17 protein-coding genes are annotated in these 19,268 nt (G+C 56.3%); 11 read left to right on the top strand and 6 right to left on the bottom strand.

What is annotated here, in order from left to right:
* Window positions 1-46: 46 nt before the first annotated feature.
* From Q0796_RS04345 to Q0796_RS04325, 5 genes are all read left to right on the top strand, one after another.
* Complete coding sequence (locus tag Q0796_RS04345; RefSeq protein WP_298440571.1) at window positions 47-1,297, top strand: hypothetical protein; 1,251 nt, start codon at window positions 47-49, stop codon at window positions 1,295-1,297.
* A 67-nt stretch (window positions 1,298-1,364) separates the two neighbouring features.
* Window positions 1,365-1,544 carry a hypothetical protein gene (locus tag Q0796_RS04340; RefSeq protein ID WP_298440570.1) on the top strand — a complete coding sequence of 60 codons (180 nt, stop codon included), beginning with the start codon at window positions 1,365-1,367 and terminating at the stop codon, window positions 1,542-1,544.
* A 274-nt stretch (window positions 1,545-1,818) separates the two neighbouring features.
* A complete protein-coding gene (locus Q0796_RS04335) occupies window positions 1,819-3,075 on the top strand; it encodes a dicarboxylate/amino acid:cation symporter (RefSeq protein ID WP_298440569.1) in 1,257 nt (418 codons plus the stop codon).
* 195 nt (window positions 3,076-3,270) lie between these two features.
* A complete protein-coding gene (locus Q0796_RS04330) occupies window positions 3,271-4,014 on the top strand; it encodes a ferredoxin--NADP reductase (protein ID WP_298440568.1) in 744 nt (247 codons plus the stop codon).
* Window positions 4,011-4,589, top strand: coding sequence for a glutathione S-transferase N-terminal domain-containing protein (locus Q0796_RS04325; RefSeq protein ID WP_298440567.1), 579 nt, complete (start codon window positions 4,011-4,013; stop codon window positions 4,587-4,589). Before Q0796_RS04330 ends, Q0796_RS04325 begins: the two co-directional genes overlap by 4 nt.
* Window position 4,590: 1 nt before the next feature.
* Here the strand turns inward: Q0796_RS04325 and Q0796_RS04320 are convergent, their stop codons facing one another.
* The 4 genes from Q0796_RS04320 to Q0796_RS04305 form a co-directional block, all read right to left on the bottom strand.
* The gene (locus tag Q0796_RS04320) at window positions 4,591-4,788 is read right to left on the bottom strand and encodes a DUF4250 domain-containing protein (protein ID WP_298440566.1); all 198 of its coding nucleotides are present in this window, start codon (window positions 4,786-4,788) and stop codon (window positions 4,591-4,593) included.
* Window positions 4,789-4,938: 150 nt separating this feature from the next.
* Window positions 4,939-5,820, bottom strand: coding sequence for a hypothetical protein (locus tag Q0796_RS04315; RefSeq protein WP_298440565.1), 882 nt, complete (start codon window positions 5,818-5,820; stop codon window positions 4,939-4,941).
* Between the two features lie 101 nt (window positions 5,821-5,921).
* Entirely contained in the window at window positions 5,922-6,599 is a 678-nt protein-coding gene (locus Q0796_RS04310; protein ID WP_298440564.1) for a hypothetical protein, read from the bottom strand.
* Between the two features lie 21 nt (window positions 6,600-6,620).
* Window positions 6,621-7,340 (bottom strand): SDR family NAD(P)-dependent oxidoreductase, encoded by a 720-nt coding sequence (locus Q0796_RS04305; protein WP_298440563.1) that lies wholly within the window; start codon window positions 7,338-7,340, stop codon window positions 6,621-6,623.
* Window positions 7,341-7,490: 150 nt separating this feature from the next.
* Between Q0796_RS04305 and metA the strand changes: the two genes are divergently transcribed.
* On the top strand, window positions 7,491-8,432 hold the full coding sequence (metA, locus tag Q0796_RS04300) for a homoserine O-succinyltransferase (RefSeq protein WP_298440562.1): 942 nt from the start codon (window positions 7,491-7,493) through the stop codon (window positions 8,430-8,432).
* Between the two features lie 80 nt (window positions 8,433-8,512).
* On the opposite strand, the gene Q0796_RS04295 is transcribed toward metA, so the two are convergent.
* Entirely contained in the window at window positions 8,513-10,981 is a 2,469-nt protein-coding gene (locus tag Q0796_RS04295) for a TonB-dependent receptor (protein ID WP_298440561.1), read from the bottom strand.
* Between the two features lie 512 nt (window positions 10,982-11,493).
* Entirely contained in the window at window positions 11,494-12,969 is a 1,476-nt protein-coding gene (locus tag Q0796_RS04290) for an FMN-binding glutamate synthase family protein (protein WP_298440590.1), read from the bottom strand.
* Window positions 12,970-13,291: 322 nt separating this feature from the next.
* Here Q0796_RS04290 and Q0796_RS04285 point away from each other — a divergent pair, with 322 nt between their 5' ends.
* The 5 genes from Q0796_RS04285 to mmsB are packed head-to-tail and all read left to right on the top strand — an operon-like array spanning window position 13,292 to window position 19,241.
* A complete protein-coding gene (locus Q0796_RS04285; protein WP_298440560.1) occupies window positions 13,292-14,476 on the top strand; it encodes an acetyl-CoA C-acyltransferase in 1,185 nt (394 codons plus the stop codon).
* A gap of 60 nt (window positions 14,477-14,536) precedes the next feature.
* Entirely contained in the window at window positions 14,537-16,030 is a 1,494-nt protein-coding gene (locus tag Q0796_RS04280; protein ID WP_298440559.1) for a CoA-acylating methylmalonate-semialdehyde dehydrogenase, read from the top strand.
* 48 nt (window positions 16,031-16,078) lie between these two features.
* Window positions 16,079-17,236 (top strand): acyl-CoA dehydrogenase family protein, encoded by a 1,158-nt coding sequence (locus Q0796_RS04275; protein WP_298440557.1) that lies wholly within the window; start codon window positions 16,079-16,081, stop codon window positions 17,234-17,236.
* Entirely contained in the window at window positions 17,233-18,360 is a 1,128-nt protein-coding gene (locus tag Q0796_RS04270; protein WP_298440556.1) for an enoyl-CoA hydratase/isomerase family protein, read from the top strand. The genes Q0796_RS04275 and Q0796_RS04270 overlap by 4 nt, the downstream gene beginning before the upstream one ends.
* Window positions 18,357-19,241, top strand: coding sequence for a 3-hydroxyisobutyrate dehydrogenase (mmsB, locus tag Q0796_RS04265; RefSeq protein ID WP_298440555.1), 885 nt, complete (start codon window positions 18,357-18,359; stop codon window positions 19,239-19,241). Before Q0796_RS04270 ends, mmsB begins: the two co-directional genes overlap by 4 nt.
* Window positions 19,242-19,268: the final 27 nt, after the last annotated feature.

Below are 19,268 nucleotides of genomic sequence, written 5' to 3'. Positions count from 1 at the left end.
TGACCCCCATACACTGCGGTCAATTACACTTTTGGGCGTTGTATCTATGAAGCAAATCACTGCCGTTTCTTTTGTTGCTCTGGCGTTGAGTCTCAGCGCGTGCAGCAGCACGCCGGCACCAGAGCCGTTAAGCCCAACGATCGTTTCGCAATATCAGCCGGTGCTCGACGAACTGCGTCAGCGGATGGGGCCGTTGCAACAGCAGTTGGACGATGCCGAGCTGCAATGGTTTGCCCCAGAGCAGATCAGTGACGCCGACGAATCGTGGCAGCAAGCGCAGCAACAGTGGCAGCAGTACCAAGATGCGCCAGCCAAGATGAACGATCACATCAGTATGTTCAGTCGCCGTAGCCGTTATCAGGCGACGCTGGATGCGCTGGCGGCAACCGAATTGTTGTTGGCCCAAGCACAGCAAATTCGCACCGACGCCAAGCAGCTGCTGGCGGTGGGCTTTGCCAATGATCAGGTGTTGTTGTCGCTGCAGGCCGAGCGTTACTTCCCCAATAAGTACCAAAGTTTGCGCCGACAGTTACGGCGGTTGGTGAGCTACGTTGCTGCCCAGCAACCAGAGCGAGCAGAGCAGGGCTTAGTGAAACTGCAGCAGCAACAGCAGCAGCTGGAGATCGCAACGGTGTCGAAAGTGTATGTGCAGCCCCAACAACAGCGGCTGGCTGCCTTGCTGCAAGACGATCTCGACAGTGCTGCGCCGGTGTCGTTCGATCTGGTGCAACTGCGCTTGGCTAAGTTGATCGATTTTGTGGCGGCCAACCCGCGCCAACTGGATGCCATTGCCACCTTAGCCGAACAGGCTAAATTGGAGGCCGCCCATTGCCGTCATCTAGGCCGAACGGTGCAACAGTTAGATGACGCCGATGAACGGGAAAAAGAGACCTATCTGCTTAGCCTTGAGCAACAGTTGCAGCAGCTGGGCAAACAGCTTGGTGCTGAGCCGCTGCAGCAGCATCCGTTGTTGTCGCAGCTAAGCCAGCTGAATCAGTTGGTAGTAACGCAGCAACAGCAACACAGCCAACAACTGGCGGCGGCCAGTCAATCCTTGGCCGCTGCTGAAGCGAAGTTGCAGGCGTTGCAGCCGCCGTTGCAAGCCAAGGTTGCGTTAGTGGCGGTGACCGCCGCGCCAAGCATCAAGCCAGAGCCCTACGCTCAGGCTCAACCTGAGGTCAGTTCGGAAGCGGAAGCGGAACCAGCAGCGGAACCAGCAGCGGAACCAGCCGCGCCCGCCAAACAGGCGGCGCCGCTGTTTGAAGCACTGCAGCAGCACCTAAGCGAGCAGCTGTAGCGTTGCCGCAAGAGTGACAGGGCTGTGGCTGTACCGGGAATAGAGCGGGTTTGGTCATCGCCCTTGCATGAACCGTTGTCGTCACATCGGTTATGAACATTACGCCGCCGTTGGGCGGCGTTGTTGTTGTCTGGCGGCGTTGTTGTCTGGCGCCGGTGATGTTGCTCGGCCAGCAGCGGGAAGCGCGGAACCCATTCGCTGCCCTGCGAAGCAGCGGTTGCTGCTGAAGCTGGCGTTATGGCAGTGATTAACTCTGCGTTAGTGGACGCCAGCCCAGCAAAGTATCGATATATTTACGCTGGCGTGAGCTGGCTCACAAACAAATTTATCTGCCAGTAAGGGTTTACTTGGTGGTTTATTTGACTACCTTGTTGGCGCTGGTGGTGCATTCTGTGGTGGGTGTGCGCCAGATCACTGGCTGATCAATGAGGCGATGACGTTTTTTCGCTCGTTCGCTTTGAATTTTTGAAGTCAGTAGACTCTTTTGCATCCCATTATTGCCTGCAGCCAACGAGTCATCTATGCCAAAGAACACCCTTTCCACTCGGATCTTTATCGGTCTATTTTTCGGCCTTGTACTGGGCATGTTACTGCGTGGCGGTTACGCCGATGGCGCAGCGTGGGCACAAAGCTTAGTGACCATTGCCAGTACCGTTGGCAGCATGTTTGTAAACCTAATCATGTTGTTGGTGGTGCCGCTGGTGTTTGTTTCCATCATCAGTGGGATGACCGAATTGCCAGACACCAAAGCCTTTGGTCGTTTGGGGGGCAAAACCTTTGGCTTGTACATCGCCAACACCCTGTTAGCCATTGCCGTGGCGCTAGTGGTAGCGTTGGGCCTGCAACCCGGTGTGGGCGCGCAGCTGCCACAACTGGCGGGCAGCGCCATCAGCAATACCGAACTGCCGAACATTGCGGAATTGGTGGCGAACATTATCCCACGCAACCCGTTCCAAGCGTTTGCCGATGGCAACATGCTGCAAATCATCTTTATGGCGCTGTTGCTGGGTTTCATCTTGAAGCAACTGGGCAGCCAAGTTGAAGGGGTTGCGGCAGGCTTCCGTAAAGCCAATGTGATCATGATGGCGCTTATCGCCATGGTGATGCGCGGTGCCCCCATCGGTGTGTTTGCGCTGATGATGAAGCTGGGCGCAACCTTAGATGCCTCTACCTTTACCTCGGTGCTGGGTTACATCGCGTTGATTGTTGGCCTGCTGTGCTTGTGGATGTTGGTGGTGTACCCGCTGCTTATCTCTGCGTTTACTGATGTTAGCGCGGCGGAGTTTCGTCAGAAAACCCGTGAACAGATGCTGTTTGCTTTCTCTTGCGCCAGCTCGAATGCGTCCATTCCCGTTACCATGCGTACCCTGACTGAAAAACTCGGGGTGAGCAAAGCCACCGCAGGCTTTGGGGTGCCACTGGGCGCCACCATGAACATGGGCGGGGTGTCTATCTACATCACCATTGCGGCTTTCTTCTTAGCCAACGCCTTTGGTGCGCCCATCACCATGGAACAGTTGCCAGCGCTGATCGCCTTTGTGTTCTTGCTGTCGGTGGGCGCTGGTGGCGTACCTGGCGGTGGTGCGGTAATGATTGGGGTGTTGATCCACCAGATGGGTCTGCCGGTTGAAACGGCGTTTGCGTTGATCATTGCCGTTGACCGCATTATCGATATGTTTGTAACCGCCGCCAACGTGGTGGGTGATGCGGCGGTGGTGACCTTGGTCGACCGCAGTGAAAAACTGCCGCAAACTGAGTTGGCTAGCGACAGCCAGTAAGCACCACGCGCTGTTACAGTACGGCTAAAAAAACCTCGCATCGGCGAGGTTTTTTGCGTTTGAGCCCAGCGTCACTATTTTGGAAAGTTCACCGAAATTTAAATACTTAGACTACGCTTAAAGTTCATTTGGGGAAAAATTGGCCGGTTCACGCTTCCAATTTGGTGGCGCGCGAAGGCGAATTAAGGAGAGGGCATGACCAACTGGATCCAAGGCAAGGTGGTGGAACGTATTGATTGGAATGAACGCCTGTTCAGTTTGAAAGTGGACGCGCCGGTTGATCCCTTTGTGGCAGGGCAATTTGGCAAGCTGGGATTAGAGCAAGGCGGCGAACGGGTACAGCGGGCTTATTCTTACGTGAATGCCCCGCATCAGCCGCTGCTGGAGTTTTTGGCGGTCACCGTTGATGAGGGCGAACTGTCGCCGAAGCTGCACCTGCTGAATGCCGGCGACGAACTGATGATCTCTAGCCGCCCCAATGGGTTTCTTACCCTAGACGAAGTGCCCGCAGGCCGCGAGCTGTGGATGTTTGCCACGGGCACGGCGGTTGGCCCTTTTCTGTCGATACTGCAAAGCGAAGATTGCTGGGATCGCTACGAATCGTTCATCTTGGTGTACGCGGTACGCCACAGTGACGATCTGGCCTATCTTGAGCTGATTCAATCGATTGTGGCCAAGCACCCGCAGCAGTTTCGGTTTGTGCCGATTGTGAGCCGCGAAGATCACGAGGGCAGCTTACGTGGCCGCATTCCCGAGCTATTAAAGCAGGGCGCCATCCAAGAAAAAGCCGAGCTGCCGATCAAACCCGCGCGCAGTCAGACTATGATTTGTGGCAATCCCGACATGATCCGCGATACCACGGCGGTGTTGGAAGAGATGGGGTTGCGTAAGAATTTGCGCCGTACCCCCGGCCAGATCACAGTGGAGAAATATTGGTGATCCTCTACTTCAATCCAGCTTCCCCCCATTGTCGGGTGGTGCGCTTATTGGCGCGCTACCTTGAGGTGGAACTGGAAGAGTTGTCGTTAGCGCAAGAGCAACACGCCCAGCTGTTGCGCCGCAGCAGCCCCTTAGGATTGGCGCCGTGCCTACTGACCGATGCGGGGTCGCTGTACGATCACGGTCTGATCTGCCGCTTTTTGGATGATCGCTTTGGCGATGGCCATTTTCACCGCCGCCTTGCCGGTAACTGGAACATGGCCAAGCTGGCCACTACCTTAAGTGGCTTAATGGACAGCGCGGTGCAGTTGCAGCATGAAAAACGACGAGAAGCCCCGCAAAGCAGTGAACTGCAGCGGCATTTGTTGTCGCTGCAATTGGGGTTGGGCTTGATCCGAGAATCCCTGAATCACTTTCCAAAAACCACCAGCATCTTTAGCCTGCGGTTATTGGCGTTGCTGGATTATTTGGATGGTTATCACCCTGAATGCCGCTGGCGTGAACAGCAGCATGGGTTGGTGGCGTGGCAAGCACAGCAGCAGGATGAATTTACCCAAGCCGTGCCTGCCCAGTAACTTATTTGGTGCGGATAAATTGATTGTTGTCGGATTGATATTGGTAGCCCAGTTTCGATAACTGCTGTTCTAGTTCGAGGCTGTCGAGTTCCATCTCTGCCGCTAAATCTGCCAAGTTACCGCTGCCTAAACGCAATTTTTCATTAACGATGCCGATCAGGATCATCGGATCCAACTCTCGCGCATTCAGTATGTCCATGCCGTCCTCATCGTGTGATTGAACCTATTGTTAAGGATAGTATTAACCATAAAAAACGGGCGCCTAATGGCGCCCGTTTTTGTTCTGGTTGGCGGCTTTAGCAACCACGGCTGTGGCGTCTAAAGGCCGCGCTGACGGCATGGCCGCAAGCTATTTTTCAAAGAGCGGGTAAGGGCGCGGCAGTAACTGCGCTGGGGTGTCGCCCAAGCGGAATTGCGGCTGCTCTGGCAACTCTTTGCTCATCACCGCAGTGATGATCTGGCGCTCGCCGTCGATGGCGCTGGCCACCAATTTACCGGCACTGCGCCAGTTGTCGCCAACCTGCAGCTGTAATTCGCCGGTTGCTTCGGCATCGGTTGCCAACACATACAGCGCGCGTTTGTTGCCCCCACGAAAATGCATGCGGGCAACGGTTTCTTGGCCGATGTAGCAGCCTTTGTCGTAGGCGATGCCACCCACGGCATCCAGGTTGAGCATCTGCGGCACAAATTCGCTGCTGTGCTCGGCGGTAAACCACGGCCGAGCGGCCAGCAGTTCTGAGGCGATAAAGGCCGATTCTTGCCCAAGCGGCAGCTGCGCTAACTCGGTCGGCAAGGCGTTATCGCTTGGGGCCACAATGATGGCGCGGTCGTCGTCAATCAAGGCGATGCACTGGCCGTGCTGGCGCAGGTTGTCGTCGCCTTGCCATTGGGCCAGCAGCGCCACCGCTTCGGCGCCAACCAAGGCGTAGCAGCTGAGCTGGTTGGCGCTATCAACCAGTTCGATGTTATTGAATACCGCGTACTTGTTCAGTGCGGGCAGATCTTGCTGCAGCAGCGATTGCGGCATCAACATTAAAATTTGATCGTCGAGGTGGGCTAAACGAAAGGCGGCAATCATTTTGCCTTTGGGGTCACAGTGGCCAGCAAAGCGCCATTGGTTGACGGGCAGTTTGGCCAAATCAGCGGTGAGCTGGCTTTGCAGATAGGTTTTGCGATCGGCGCCGGTAGCGCGGATCACGCCAAGGCTAGGTACGGGGATCAATTGGGTCATGGTGCTTCTATTCTTGACGGTTTAACTCGGATTTTACCCGCTTTAGGGGCAAATCATAGGGGGCGAGGCGGTTGTCATTGTGATACTGGCAACAAACTGGCTTATTTTCCGTTGCGACCTGGTAACCGCGCTTGCACTTTTTTCAGCCGCACTAAGACATCGTGCAGCAGGTAGTCGCGTGGGTTGCGGGTCCAGATCTGGCCGGAGCTGGCGTCGTAATCGCAGGGCAGGCTATCCAGCGCGGGGGCGTAGGCATCGAAGCCCGCTTCCTGAGCGATGCGTACCGAACGGGTAACGTGGTGGCGCCAAGCGACGATCAGCACCTTGCCAAGGCTGCCCGGATCCGGCACCTGTTGGGCCACTTTGTCGATAACCCCTTGGGTGCTGAGGTAACTTACGGTGGCGTCGTCTGGGTGAATGTCGGGGTTGATCGCTACCACATGCTGTGGCGCGATGCTGCTGCCAACCGCTTCGCTGATCTCCCACTGCATGTAAGCGGGGCATTGGTATTGGTGTTGCAGTTCGATCACCCGCTTGGCCAGTAATTGGTTCATGGGCCCCGGGGTGATGTTGCCGTTGGGCTGGCGTTTATAGCCAAAGGCGCAGGCGATAATGGCGCCGACGGGTTCCGCCTCGCCGATCTCTGGGGCACGCCAATCCAGCATGGCGTCGTAAAACGCCACCGCTAACTGCGCCGCTAAAATGGGATCGTCGTGGCTGTGCCCAAGCTGATGTTGCAGGTGCTCGGTCAGTTGTTTGATCAGCGCTTCCCTTGGCATGGTGTCCCTTCTTTGGCGGCGTTATTTGTAACGGCGACGGTTATAGATGAACTCTGGCAAGGCGTTACTGATCGCGGCCGCCAGACGCCAGCGTTTGGTTAAATACAGCTGGGATTTGCCCCGCTGCAAACCGTGCAGTGCTTGGCCGGCGATCTTCTCTAACGAGGCTGCCCACAAGCGGTTGCCGCGTCCCTGCATCTTATCCAGATACCCTAAGCGTAGATCGGTGATGGTGATTGGCAGCTTTAATCGCTGTGCGTGTAAGCGCAGCCCCTGTAAGTAGTTTTGTTGAAATGCCTTGCTGGCATGAAACGCCACTTGGGGCCCGCCCCGTTCCCCCGCAATTGAGGTAAAGCAGCCGATCTGGCCATATTGCTGCTGCACCATCTGTTTAAAGGCAACGTTGGCGATGGCGGCAAAGCCCTGCACGTTCACGTCGATGATGCTTTGTTCTAACGACCATGGCAGCTCGAGATCCAAGCCGGTGGCGGCGGTGTTGATGATCACCAAGGCGGCGCCATCAAGCTGCTGCCACAGTTCGCTAAAACTCTGCTGACACTGTTGTGGATCGCGAATATCCAGCCCCACCAGTTTGCAGCCCAGTTGCTGTTGCAGCGGTTGCAATGCGTTGGGATCGGCGGCCATAAGCCCCAATGTGATCCCTTGTTGATGCAGCTGTTGCGCCAGTTGTTGTGACAGCGCGGAGTTGGCGCCAACGATGATGGCACTGAGATTGGACATAAAAGTGGTATTGATAAAGGTTTATAGCCCGATAGTAGGAGAAAAACCTGTGCCATTACAATGTCGCTATCGTTGCATAAGGCTCTGGTGGGTTGTAGACGTCTAGATGTCTTGATATAACGGGTAGGTTGCTGATTACAGGAGTTACCCATGCCGGTTAAGGTGCCTAGCCGTTTGCCTGCGTCACAGATCCTTCGTGGCGAGAATATCTTTGTGATGTCGGATGAACGGGCAGCGCAGCAAAACATTCGTCCGTTGAAGCTGCTGATCCTCAATTTGATGCCCAATAAAATTGAAACCGAAACTCAGCTGCTGCGGCTGCTAGGCAACACGCCGTTGCAGGTGGATGTGGAGTTACTGCGGATCCACAATCGGCCATCGAAGCACACGCCATTGGATCACATGAACGATTTTTATCGGGATTTTGAGCAAGTGCGGCACAACAACTACGATGGTTTGGTGATCACCGGGGCGCCGCTGGGGGCGTTGGAATTTGAACAGGTCGAGTATTGGGCCGAGATCCAAACCATCATCGATTGGTCGCAGCGACATGCAACCTCGGTGTTGTTTTTATGCTGGGCGGCCCACGCTGCTTTTTATCACCTATACGGCATTAAGCGCCAGTTACGGGCCACTAAAATATCAGGGGTGTTTGCCCATCAGCGGGTGCACCAGCATGTGCCATTGCTGCGCGGTTTTGATGATGAGTTTTGGGTGCCCCATTCGCGCTTTGCTCAGGTGCCGCTGGATTGGCTGAATGCCCATCAAGCCTTGGATGTACTGGCGCATTCTAACGATGCGGGGGCTTATTTGGTGGTGTCGAAAGATAACCGCAATCTGTTTGTGACGGGCCATCCGGAATACACCCGCACCACGTTATTGGATGAATACCGCCGTGATTTAGCGGCGGGGCAAGACCCAACCATCCCCGCAAACTACTTCCCTAATGATGACGTGACCGCGCCGCCTCATGCCCGTTGGCATGCTCATGGGGCGTTGCTGCTATCAAATTGGCTGAACTACTACGTGTATCAGCGCACCCGTTACGACTTAAATAATGATAACGAAGGCTTTAGCCGCGAGTGGTGCTAGTGCTGGGTTAAACGGTAAAGGCGAAGCTAAGACATAAAAAACGGCTGCCGATTGGCAGCCGTTTTTGATCAGCTTAGAACTTAGAAGCTGTAAGCAACCCGCACGTAGTAGCGGCCACCGTTAATGCCGATTGGCGCGGTTACCGGATACTGTGAACCAGCGATGCCAGCGTAGGGGTTGTCCTGTGGGGTTTCGTCCAGCAGGTTCTGTGCGCCCAAGGTAGCAACAATGGATTCGTTGAAGGCGTAGCTAACTTCCGCGTCGACGGTCCAAGCGGCATCGCCCTCAATTGGGAAGACTTCAGAATCTAAGTGATCCTCGTAGTATTCGCCGTAGTAGTTGAAGCGCAGCAGGTTATCAAAGTCACCAAACGAGTGGTTGATGCTGAAGCTGCCTTTGTGGTGCGGCAGGTTTTCTTCCAACAAACGCACCTTGGTGTCGCTGATGTTGGCAGGGTTAAAGCTATCCACTTCGGTTTCGTTCCAGCCGTAGGCCAGCGAGAACTTAACGTCACCCATGTCGGTTTCAAATGGGTAGCTCGCGACAACATCGATACCTTGGGTGGTGGTGTCAAAGTCGTTGGTGAAGTAACGCACCGAGGTGAAGCTTTGGGCGTCGTTGTAACCACCGGCCAGCAGCGCGTCGATGTCGGCAGTAGACAGTTGAATTGGCGAGGTCTGACTGATGCGATCTTCCACTTCAATGTGGTAGTAATCGACGGTCAGGTTGAACTCATCCAAGTTCACGACCGTACCAAAGCTGTAGCTGGTGGACTCTTCTGGCTCCAGCTGTTTACCGCCAGTTTGCACTGAAATTGGGTGCGTTGGTGGCAAGGTGGCTTGGTCTTGTAAGCCGGTAGCAGAGAACTGAGTGGTTACGTTACGCACGTTTTCCTGACCCACGGTGGGGGCACGGAAACCGGTGTTGAAGGCGGCGCGAAACGCCAGTTCATCGCTGGCACGCCACAGGCCACTGATCTTGAAGTTGGTGGTGGAACCAAAGGATTGGTAATCCTCAAAACGCACCGCCGCATCCATAAACAGGCTGTCGCTCAGTTCGGCACCGGCTTCAGCGTACAAAGCGTAGTTTTCACGGCTGCTGGAACCCTGTGCTTCTGGCTGGAAGCCAGGGAAGCCGTTTGAGCCGCTGCCGAAGCCTTGGGCTGCTAATGGGCCAATTTCAAAGGAGGCCGGATCACCGGCGTAGATCTCGAAGGTTTCGCGGCGGAATTCTGCACCAAACGCTAAGTCGAAGTATTCGAAGGCGTAACCGAAATCGGCGTTAAAGCCATTTTCGATCTGCACGTAGCTGCCTGGCTTGAAGCTGGTTGGGGTATCTGGCCCCAAGGACGCATTCACGGTGTTGTTGATGAAGAACTCCACTTCGTTGCGGCCAACACCGGCGCTGAAGTCGTAGGTTAAGCCGTTGGAGAACTCGCCACGAACACCGGCAATCAATGACAGATCCAGTAAGTCGCCACCGAAGCTTGGGGTAAAGCCGCCAGGGAACAGTTCGTTAAAGACGAAACAGTTGGCGTCGGCCATCGCTTGTTCGCGGGTTAAGCCATCACAGTTGCCGCTCATGTCATCGGTTAAATCGCCGATCAGCGGGTTGCCATCGCCATCGGCGTATACGCCGCTGCGGGTTTCAGGGTTACGGTAGTAGAACCCGCCGATGGTGGTGCGCTCGGCCCAGTTACCAAACAGGTAAGCGGTGGCGTTGTCGTTCAGATCCAGACCCGCGTTAAAGAACAGCTTAAAGTCGTCTTCTACTTCTGGGCTACCCCATACCTGAGCGGGGTTGGCCACGGCGGTGTTGCCGTTGGCAATCAGCCCGGCGGCATCGTCACGTTGTACGCTGCGGCTGGTGGCATCGGCGGTTTTGTATTCGCCGCTGAAGTTAATAAAGCCATCGTCAGACAGGGGCAGGCCCAAGTTGGCAGCAACCACGATGCTGTCGCCGTCGCCTTCATAGTACTGGCCGTAACGGGCTTGAATCGAGCCGCCTTCGGCGTCTTCTTTCAGTTTAAAGTTAATCACCCCGGCGATGGCATCGGAGCCATAAATTGCCGCTGCGCCGTCACGCAGCACTTCGACGTTGTCTAAGGCGATGGTGGGGATGGTGGACACGTCTGGGGCTTGTGAACCATCGGAGATCCCGCCGCCCAAGAAGGTGATCACGGCCGCGCGGTGGCGGCGCTTGCCATTGACCAAGATCAGGGTTGAGTCTGGCGATAAGCCACGCAAGTTGGCTGGGCGTACCAAGGTTGCCGCATCCGAGATGGGCTGATCGTTGACGTTATAGGAAGGCACGACCTTCGACAGCATGCTGTCCATGTCGGTGCTGCCTTGGCGCTCAAACTCTTCGGCATCGATGATGTCGATAGGCACCGGTGAATCATCCACGCTGCGTGGTGAAACACGGCTGCCGGTGATGGCGATGCGTTCTACGTTTTTCGCTGCGGTTTCTTCGGCAGCATAGGCGGGGGCTGCACCACTGATGGCCGCGGCAACGGCCACAGCCAGCAGCGTTGGTTTATGCAAATTCATCCTTTTTTCTCCCTTGCTCAACAAACAATCCATTTGTGCTTTTTGGTTGGTGTAAATGGCAACTTATCTTGTCGCCGAGCCCTGAACTTGCCTGAAAAACTTTTTGTTAACAACGCATTAACCGGTAAAGAAATCGTTACAGGGTAGTTTTAGTCATTAAATCTGATTTTTTAGTCGATCGGCGTTGGCGGGGACGATGGTGCCGCAACGACAAAAGGCGGCCCTTTTGGCTGGCGAGAGTGGCGTTTTTAGCCGCTGAAATAAATCCACTGGTGAAGGGGAATGCTGTGACTTCGCGCACAAAGGCGGCGATATACGCTGGCTTTGGGATCGCTTAGGGGCACAAGGGCTACGTTCTGGCGGCCAACCTTGTTACGATGAAATTGTAATGTTGCCGTCAACAACATTACATCCCTGCAACGGACTAGGCGGCGATACTTCGGCATCGTCGCCTTTTTCATGGCCGCAGAATTAGTCAGTGGCGTTAATGGATGAATAATATTCTTTCGGTTCTATGAGCCAGATTGATCTAACGGCGTCGGCAGGCCGTGATCATTGATGATTTGGGCATGACGAGGGGACAGCTGATGGGGGCCTTTAACGCCGCAGGAATGGGCGATCACCCCAACCTCATGCATTAGGTTGCTGGCATAAGCCGCGACCCGTTGGCTTTTGTTGGCCACCACCAGCCCTTTTTGTAATTTGGGATCGTGGGTGGTGATCCCCGTTGGGCAGCTGTTTTTATTGCATTGCAGCGCCTGAATGCAGCCCAGCGCAAACATAAACCCCCGCGCCGACACCGCCACATCGGCACCGACGCACAGCGCCCACGCCACGTCGGACGGGTTGACCAGCTTACCGGAGCAGATGATCCGAATGCGTTGAGTGAATTGATGCTGCTGACGCCATGCCACCAACTGCGGCAAGCTGCGCTTGATGGGCAAGCCCATGTAATCCATCAGCGATTGCGGGGCCGCGCCGGTGCCGCCATCGGCGCTGTCGAGGGTAATAAAATCCGGCGCACTGGCTAAGCCACGTTGGTTGATCTCTTGCGCCAATTGCGCCAGCCAATCGCTGCCGCCTAACACCACTTTAAAACCGACGGGCTTGCCGGTGACCGTGCGGATGTGCGCCACCATGTCCAGCAAATCGGCCACGCTGCGGATCTCGGGGTGGCCGTTGGGGCTAATGGAATCCTCGCCTGCGGTGATGCCACGGATCGCGGCAATGGTATCGGTGACTTTCTCTCCAGGTAAGATCCCACCTTTGCCGGGCTTGGCCCCTTGCGACAGTTTCAGTTCAAACAGCCGCACCTGTGGGTGCGCGGCTATCTGCTGCAATTTTTCATCACTGAGCTGGCCCTTCTTATCGCGAACCCCATATTTGGCGGTGCCGATTTGAAACACCAGATCGCAGCCCCCTTCTAAATGGTAAGGCGATAACCCGCCTTCGCCGGTATTCATCCAGATCCCAGCCTGTTTGGCGCCGTGGCTTAGTGCCTGTACGGCAGGCACCGACAGCGCCCCAAAGCTCATGGCCGACAGGTTAAAGAAGCTGCGAGTTTGGTATGGCGTTGGGCAGTTGTTGTCGCCAAAAGTGATCAGATCCGGTTCAACGCTGTCCTCTTTTAATGTGGGGAACAAACAGTTTAAGAAGATCACATCGCCGGGCTGGTTGAGAGGGCGAGTCGAGCCAAAGGCCACGGTGGAATCGATGTTTTTGGCGGCGCGGTACACCCAGCTGCGTTGGGCACGGTTGAACGGCATCTCCTCGCGGTCTTGGGCAAAGAAGTACTGCCGAAAAAACTCCCCCATGTGCTCAAACCAATAGCGAAAACGCCCCACCACCGGATAGTTACGCCGCAGCGCTTGTTTGGTCTGGGTGACATCACGCACGTACATCACGGCAATCAGCAGCACCAAGCTGCCTAAGAAGAAGATAAACAGGGCGGCACTGAGCTCAAGGGCGCGGCTGGCCCAGCTGGTCATGGCTTGCATTGGAAGCACCAAAGTCGGGAAAACTTCCCTAGGTATAGCTTGCTGCAGGGCGGTTATTGTTTGATTAGTGATGGTTATTTATTGAACAGGTGTTTGAACCGAGTGAGCATAAATCGGGTATACATCAAACTGTCACGCGCTGGCGTAAGACTTTAACTGCTTGACTGATCACTGGAACTTGGCAGAGCGCAGTGTCCATGGTGTTTGAATTGGGCTTTACACTCGACCTTGGTCGTAAGTGGTTAGTTTACGTTGCCGTAAGCGTAACGTTTGCAGTAATCTGGCAACATAACCTTTACATCGGAGAGTAACCATGGCGAACGGATCAGCAATTGTTATTGCATCAGCAGCACGAACCCCAATGGGCGGCTTCCAAGGCGCACTGAGCGCGGTTGCCGCGCCTAAGTTGGGCAGCGCGGCCATTAAGGCGGCACTGGCTCGTGCCAGCATCGACGCAGAACAAGTAGATGAAGTGTTAATGGGCTGTGTCTTACCCGCAGGCTTGCGCCAAGCGCCAGCACGACAGGCAGCCTTGGGCGCCGAGTTGCCGTTAGCGGCAGGCGCCACCACCGTTAATAAGGTGTGTGGCTCGGGCATGAAAACCGTGATGATGGCTCACGACATGCTCAAAGCGGGCAGCGTGAACGTGGCGGTGGCCGGTGGCATGGAAAGCATGACCAACGCCCCCTACCTGCTCGAGAAAGCGCGTGGCGGCATGCGCATGGGCCACGGCCAAGTGCTGGATCACATGTTCTTCGATGGCTTGGAAGACGCCTACACCGGTGGCGCCATGGGCACCTTTGCTCAAGCCACTGCCGATCAATACGGCATCACTCGCCAGCAGATGGACGACTACGCGCTGGAATCCTTACGCCGTGCCAATGCCGCCATTGAAGCGGGCGCCTTTGATGATGAAATCACCCCGGTCACCATTAAAACCCGCAAGGGCGAGGTGGTGATGAGCGTGGATGAACAGCCCGGCAATGCGCGCCCGGATAAGATCCCAGCGCTGCGCCCAGCCTTTGCCAAAGGCGGCACCATTACCGCCGCCAACTCCAGCTCCATCAGCGACGGCGCGGCGGCGATGGTGCTGACCACCGAAGCGTACGCCAACGCCAATGGCATGCCGATTTTGGCCAAGATTGTCGGCCATGCCAGCCACGCGCAAGATCCAAGCGAGTTCACCATCGCGCCGGTGGGGGCGATGTCGAAATTGCTGAACCAACTGGAGTGGCACAGCGACGACGTGGATCTGTTTGAGATCAATGAAGCCTTTGCCATGGTGACCATGTTGGCGATGCAAGAGCTGAAGTTGGATCACGCTAAGGTCAATGTGCACGGCGGTGCCTGTGCGCTGGGCCATCCAATTGGTTGCAGTGGCACCCGAGTGTTGGTGACGCTGCTGCATGCCTTAAAGCAACGTAAGTTAAAGCGAGGCGTTGCCTCATTGTGCATCGGTGGCGGCGAAGCCACTGCCGTTGCTATCGAACTGGTTTAATAACCATCTTAACCGCCAGCGGAGACGCTGGCGGTTTTCGTTTTCTTGGGGAGAGAAAGCATGACCACACAAGTTAAACACCTGATTGGCGGTGAATACTGCGATGGCAATGGCAGCGTTCAAATTGAAGTGACCAACCCAGCCAACAACGAAGTGATTGCGGTACTGAACAGCGCCACTGAGCAAGAGATCAATCAAGCGGTTGCCGCCTCTAAATTGGCGCAGCAAAGCTGGAAAGAAGTGGCCGTATCAGAACGCGCCCGAGTGATGTTGCGCTACCAACACCTGCTGAAAGAGCACCACGACGAGATCGCCACCATCTTGTCTTTGGAAACCGGCAAGACCTTTGAAGACGCCAAAGGCGACGTCTGGCGTGGCATTGAAGTGGTGGAGCAGGCCTGTAACATCGCCAGCAACATGATGGGTGAAACCGTTGAAAACGTGGCTCGTGGCATCGACGGCTACAGCTACATTCAGCCTTTGGGCGTGTGTGTGGGGATCACCCCTTTCAACTTCCCAGCGATGATCCCACTGTGGATGTTCCCACTGGCCATCGCCTGCGGTAACGGTTTTATCTTGAAGCCATCGGAGCAAGATCCACAAACGCCAATGCGCTTGGCCGAGCTGTTTGAACAAGCCGGTGCTCCGAAAGGGCTGCTGGCGGTACTGCACGGCGACAAGAACGTAGTGGAGCAGCTGCTGCACCACCCCGACACCAAGGCGATCTCATTCGTCGGCTCCGTGCCGGTAGGCCAGTACATCTACAAAACCGGCACCGATAACATGAAGCGGGTGCAAGCCTTCGCGGGTGCCAAAAACCACATGGTGGTGATGCCGGATGCGGATAAGCAAACGGTGATCAACCAGTTGGTGGGCGCCTCTGTTGGCGCCGCGGGCCAGCGCTGTATGGCGATTTCGGTGGCGGTATTTGTCGGCGAATCGCAGCAGTGGATCCCCGAAGTGGCTGCGGCCATCGCCAAAGTACGCCCTGGGGTATGGGACGACAAAGACGCCGGTTACGGCCCACTGATCAACCCGCAAGCCAAAGCGCGGGTGTTGGATCTGATCCAATCCGGTAAAGACCAAGGCGCCACCTGTTTGGTGGACGGTTCTGAGTGCACCGTGGCCGGTTACGAAAGCGGCAACTGGGTTGGCCCAACCGTGTTTACCGATGTCAGCACCGAGATGCGCATCTACCAAGAAGAGATCTTTGGCCCCGTACTGTGTTGCGTGGGCAGCGACTCACTGGCCGATGCCATCGAGCTGGTGAACGCCAACCCCTTTGGTAACGGCACCAGCATCTTTACCAACTCGGGTGCGGCCGCACGCAAGTACCAGCACGAAGTGGAAGTGGGCCAAGTGGGGATCAACATCTCCATCCCAGTGCCACTGCCGTTCTTCTCGTTCACCGGTTGGAAGAACTCCTTCTATGGCGATCTGCACGCCTACGGTAAGCAAGCCGTGCGCTTCTACACCGAAACCAAAACCGTAACCGCCCGTTGGCCAGAGTCCGGCATCGTTGCTGGGCAAAACCTGACCATCGCCTTGAAGTAATTTCAGTTGGGGGGCTTCGGCGCCCCATTGATAAAAGGACTAGCCTAGATGGATTTTAATTTAAACGACGATCAGCGCGCCTTTGTTGAGATGGCGAGCGCCTTTGCTGAAGCCGAACTGGCCCCCCACGCTGCCGAGTGGGATGAAAAGCACCACTTCCCCAAAGACGTGATCCAAAAAGCCGGCGAGCTGGGTTTCTTAAGCCTGTACAGCCCCGAAGAAGCCGGTGGCCTGGGGTTATCACGCTTAGACAGCTTGCTGATTTTTGAAGCACTGGCCAAAGGCTGCACCGCCACCACCGCCATGATGACCATTCACAACATGGCCACTTGGATGATCGCCACTTGGGGCACCGATGCCCTGAAGATGGAGTGGTGTGAGCAACTCACCACTGGCCAAGCGTTGGCGTCTTACTGCTTAACCGAGCCCGGCTGCGGTTCTGATGCCGCCAATCTGAAAACCAAAGCGGTGCGCGATGGCGACGATTACCTGCTGAGCGGTTCGAAGATGTTTATCTCTGGCGCGGGTGCCACCGAAATGTTGGTGGTGATGGCCCGTACTGGCGAAGCGGGCCCTCGCGGGATCTCCGCCTTTGCGGTTCCCGCCGACAGCGCGGGCATTGAATACGGCAAAGCGGAAGACAAAATGGGCTGGAACGCCCAACCAACGCGGTTGATCTCGTTTGATAACGTGCGCGTGCCCGCGCAAAACCTGCTGGGGCAAGAGGGGCAAGGCTTTACCTTCGCCATGAAGGGCCTCGATGGCGGGCGCTTAAACATCGCCGCCTGTTCGCTGGGTACCGCTCAAGCGGCGCTAGAGCGTGCCACCGAATACATGCAAGAGCGCAACCAATTTGGCAAGCCGTTGGCCGCCTTCCAAGCGCTGCAGTTTAAGCTGGCCGACATGGCCACCGAGCTGGTTGCCGCCCGGCAAATGGTGCGCTTAGCGGCGTTTAAACTGGACAGCGGCGATGCCGAAGCCAGTGCCTACTGTGCCATGGCCAAACGCTTTGCCACCGACGTGGGCTTTACCGTGTGTAACGAAGCACTGCAGCTGCACGGCGGCTACGGCTACATTCGCGAATACCCATTAGAGCGCCACGTGCGTGATGTGCGGGTGCATCAGATCCTCGAAGGCACCAACGAGATCATGCGGGTGATCATCGCCCGCCGCCTGTTGGATGAAAACGCCGGAGCGATCCTATGAGTGAGCCGGTGATCTACCAGCTGCTGCCAACCGATTCGGGTCACCAGATCGGCGTGGCCACCCTCAACAGTGAAAAGTCGCTGAACGCCCTGTCCCAAGCGATGGTGCACAGTTTATCGGCGCAGTTGGCGTTGTGGGCCAAAGACCGTTCGATTGTGGCGGTGTGGCTGCAAGGGGCGGGTGAAAAGGCTTTTTGTGCCGGTGGCGACATTCGCGCTATGTACGACACGGCGGCGGCCAACCCCGGCGAGTTAACCGACGCGGTAGAGCAGTTCTTTACCGAAGAATACCGCTTGGATTACCAGCTGCATCGTTTCCCTAAACCGTTGCTGGTGTGGGGCAGCGGCATTGTGATGGGCGGCGGGTTGGGCTTAATGGCTGGCGCCAGCCATCGCTTAGTCACCGAAACCTCGCGCATCGCCATGCCAGAGATCAGCATTGGCTTATTCCCCGATGTGGGCGGCACCTATTTCCTGAATCGCATGCCGGGCCATTGTGGTCGCTTCTTAGGCTTAACCGCCTACAACATGAACGGCGCCGACGCCTGTTATGTGGGCTTGGGCGATTACTTGGTTAACAGCAACAGCCGCGACACCTTGCTGCAGGGGCTCACCCAGCTGCCGTGGCAAAGCGAGCGCAGCCACAACGAGCAACTGCTGAGTGTGCTGCTGGCCACCTCTGCCCGCGCCGTTGCTAACGACATGCCTTCAAGCACCTTGCAGCAGTCACAGCCATTGATTGATGAGCTGATGAGTGCCGATAACCTGATTGAATTGATGCAGCAACTGCAGCGCTTTGAAACCGAACTGCCGTGGTTGCAGCGGGCGATCAAAACCGCCTTAGCGGGCAGCCCACTGACCGCGCACATGGTGTGGCATCAGCTGAGCGTTGGCCAAGATTGGTCGCTTGAACAGGTGTTCCAGCAAGAATTGATCTGGGCGGTACGCTGCGCCCAAAAAGGCGACTTTGTTGAAGGGGTGCGTGCCCTGTTGATCGACAAAGATCGCAACCCAAGCTGGCGTTTTGCCACCGTGGGCGAGGTCAGTAACGCCGTGATGGCCGAGCTCACCCGCAGCCCGTGGCAACAGCATCCCCTACAACGGATTGAGGAGAGCGCGTTATGAGTACCATCGCATTTATCGGCTTAGGCAACATGGGTGGGCCTATGGCCGCCAACTTGGTGGGCGCGGGCCACACCGTACGGGTGTTCGATCTTAACCCTGCGGCGGTCAGCCAACTGACCGAACAAGGCGCCATCGGCTGCAAAACCAGTTGCGGTGCCGTGGCTGGCGCGGAAGTGGTGATCACCATGCTGCCTGCGGGTAAGCACGTGCGTAGCCTGTATCTGGGCGACGATGGCTTCATCAACAAGGTGGGTTCCGGCACCTTGCTGATCGATTGCTCCACCATTGATTCGGCCAGTGCCGTTGCCGTTGCGGAAGCGGCCGCCGCCCAAGGGTTCGAGTTTGTGGATGCGCCGGTTTCTGGCGGCACCGCGGGTGCTGCTGGCGGTACCCTGACCTTCATTTGTGGCGGTACCGAAGCGGGCTTTGGCGCGGCCAAGCCGATTCTGGAGGGGATGGGCGCCAACATCTTCCACGCCGGTGGCCACGGCGCCGGTCAGGTGGCCAAAATCTGCAACAACATGCTGCTGTCGATCCTGATGATCGGCACCAGTGAAGCGCTGCAACTGGGGCGCGATCATGGCCTTGATGCGGCAGTGCTGTCGGAGATCATGAAGGTGTCCTCTGGCGGTAACTGGACCTTAGAAAAGTACAACCCGTGTCCGGGTGTGATGCCCGCCACTCCCGCCAGTAACGATTACCAAGGCGGCTTTATGGTGGATCTGATGGCCAAAGATCTGAGCTTGGCAATGATGGCCGCGGGCGACAGCCACTCCAGCACGCCGCTGGGTGCATTGGCAACCGCGATGTACCGTCAGCACGCGCGCCAAGGCAACGGCAGCTTAGATTTCTCCTCAATTTTTAACCAATTTCAGAAGTAAGCACGCCAAGCGGCAAGCTGAGATAAA

Origin of the sequence: uncultured Ferrimonas sp. (assembly GCF_947489035.1) — a bacterium.
Classification (GTDB): Bacteria; Pseudomonadota; Gammaproteobacteria; order Enterobacterales; family Shewanellaceae; genus Ferrimonas.
This window is presented reverse-complemented; position numbering and strand designations above follow the sequence as displayed.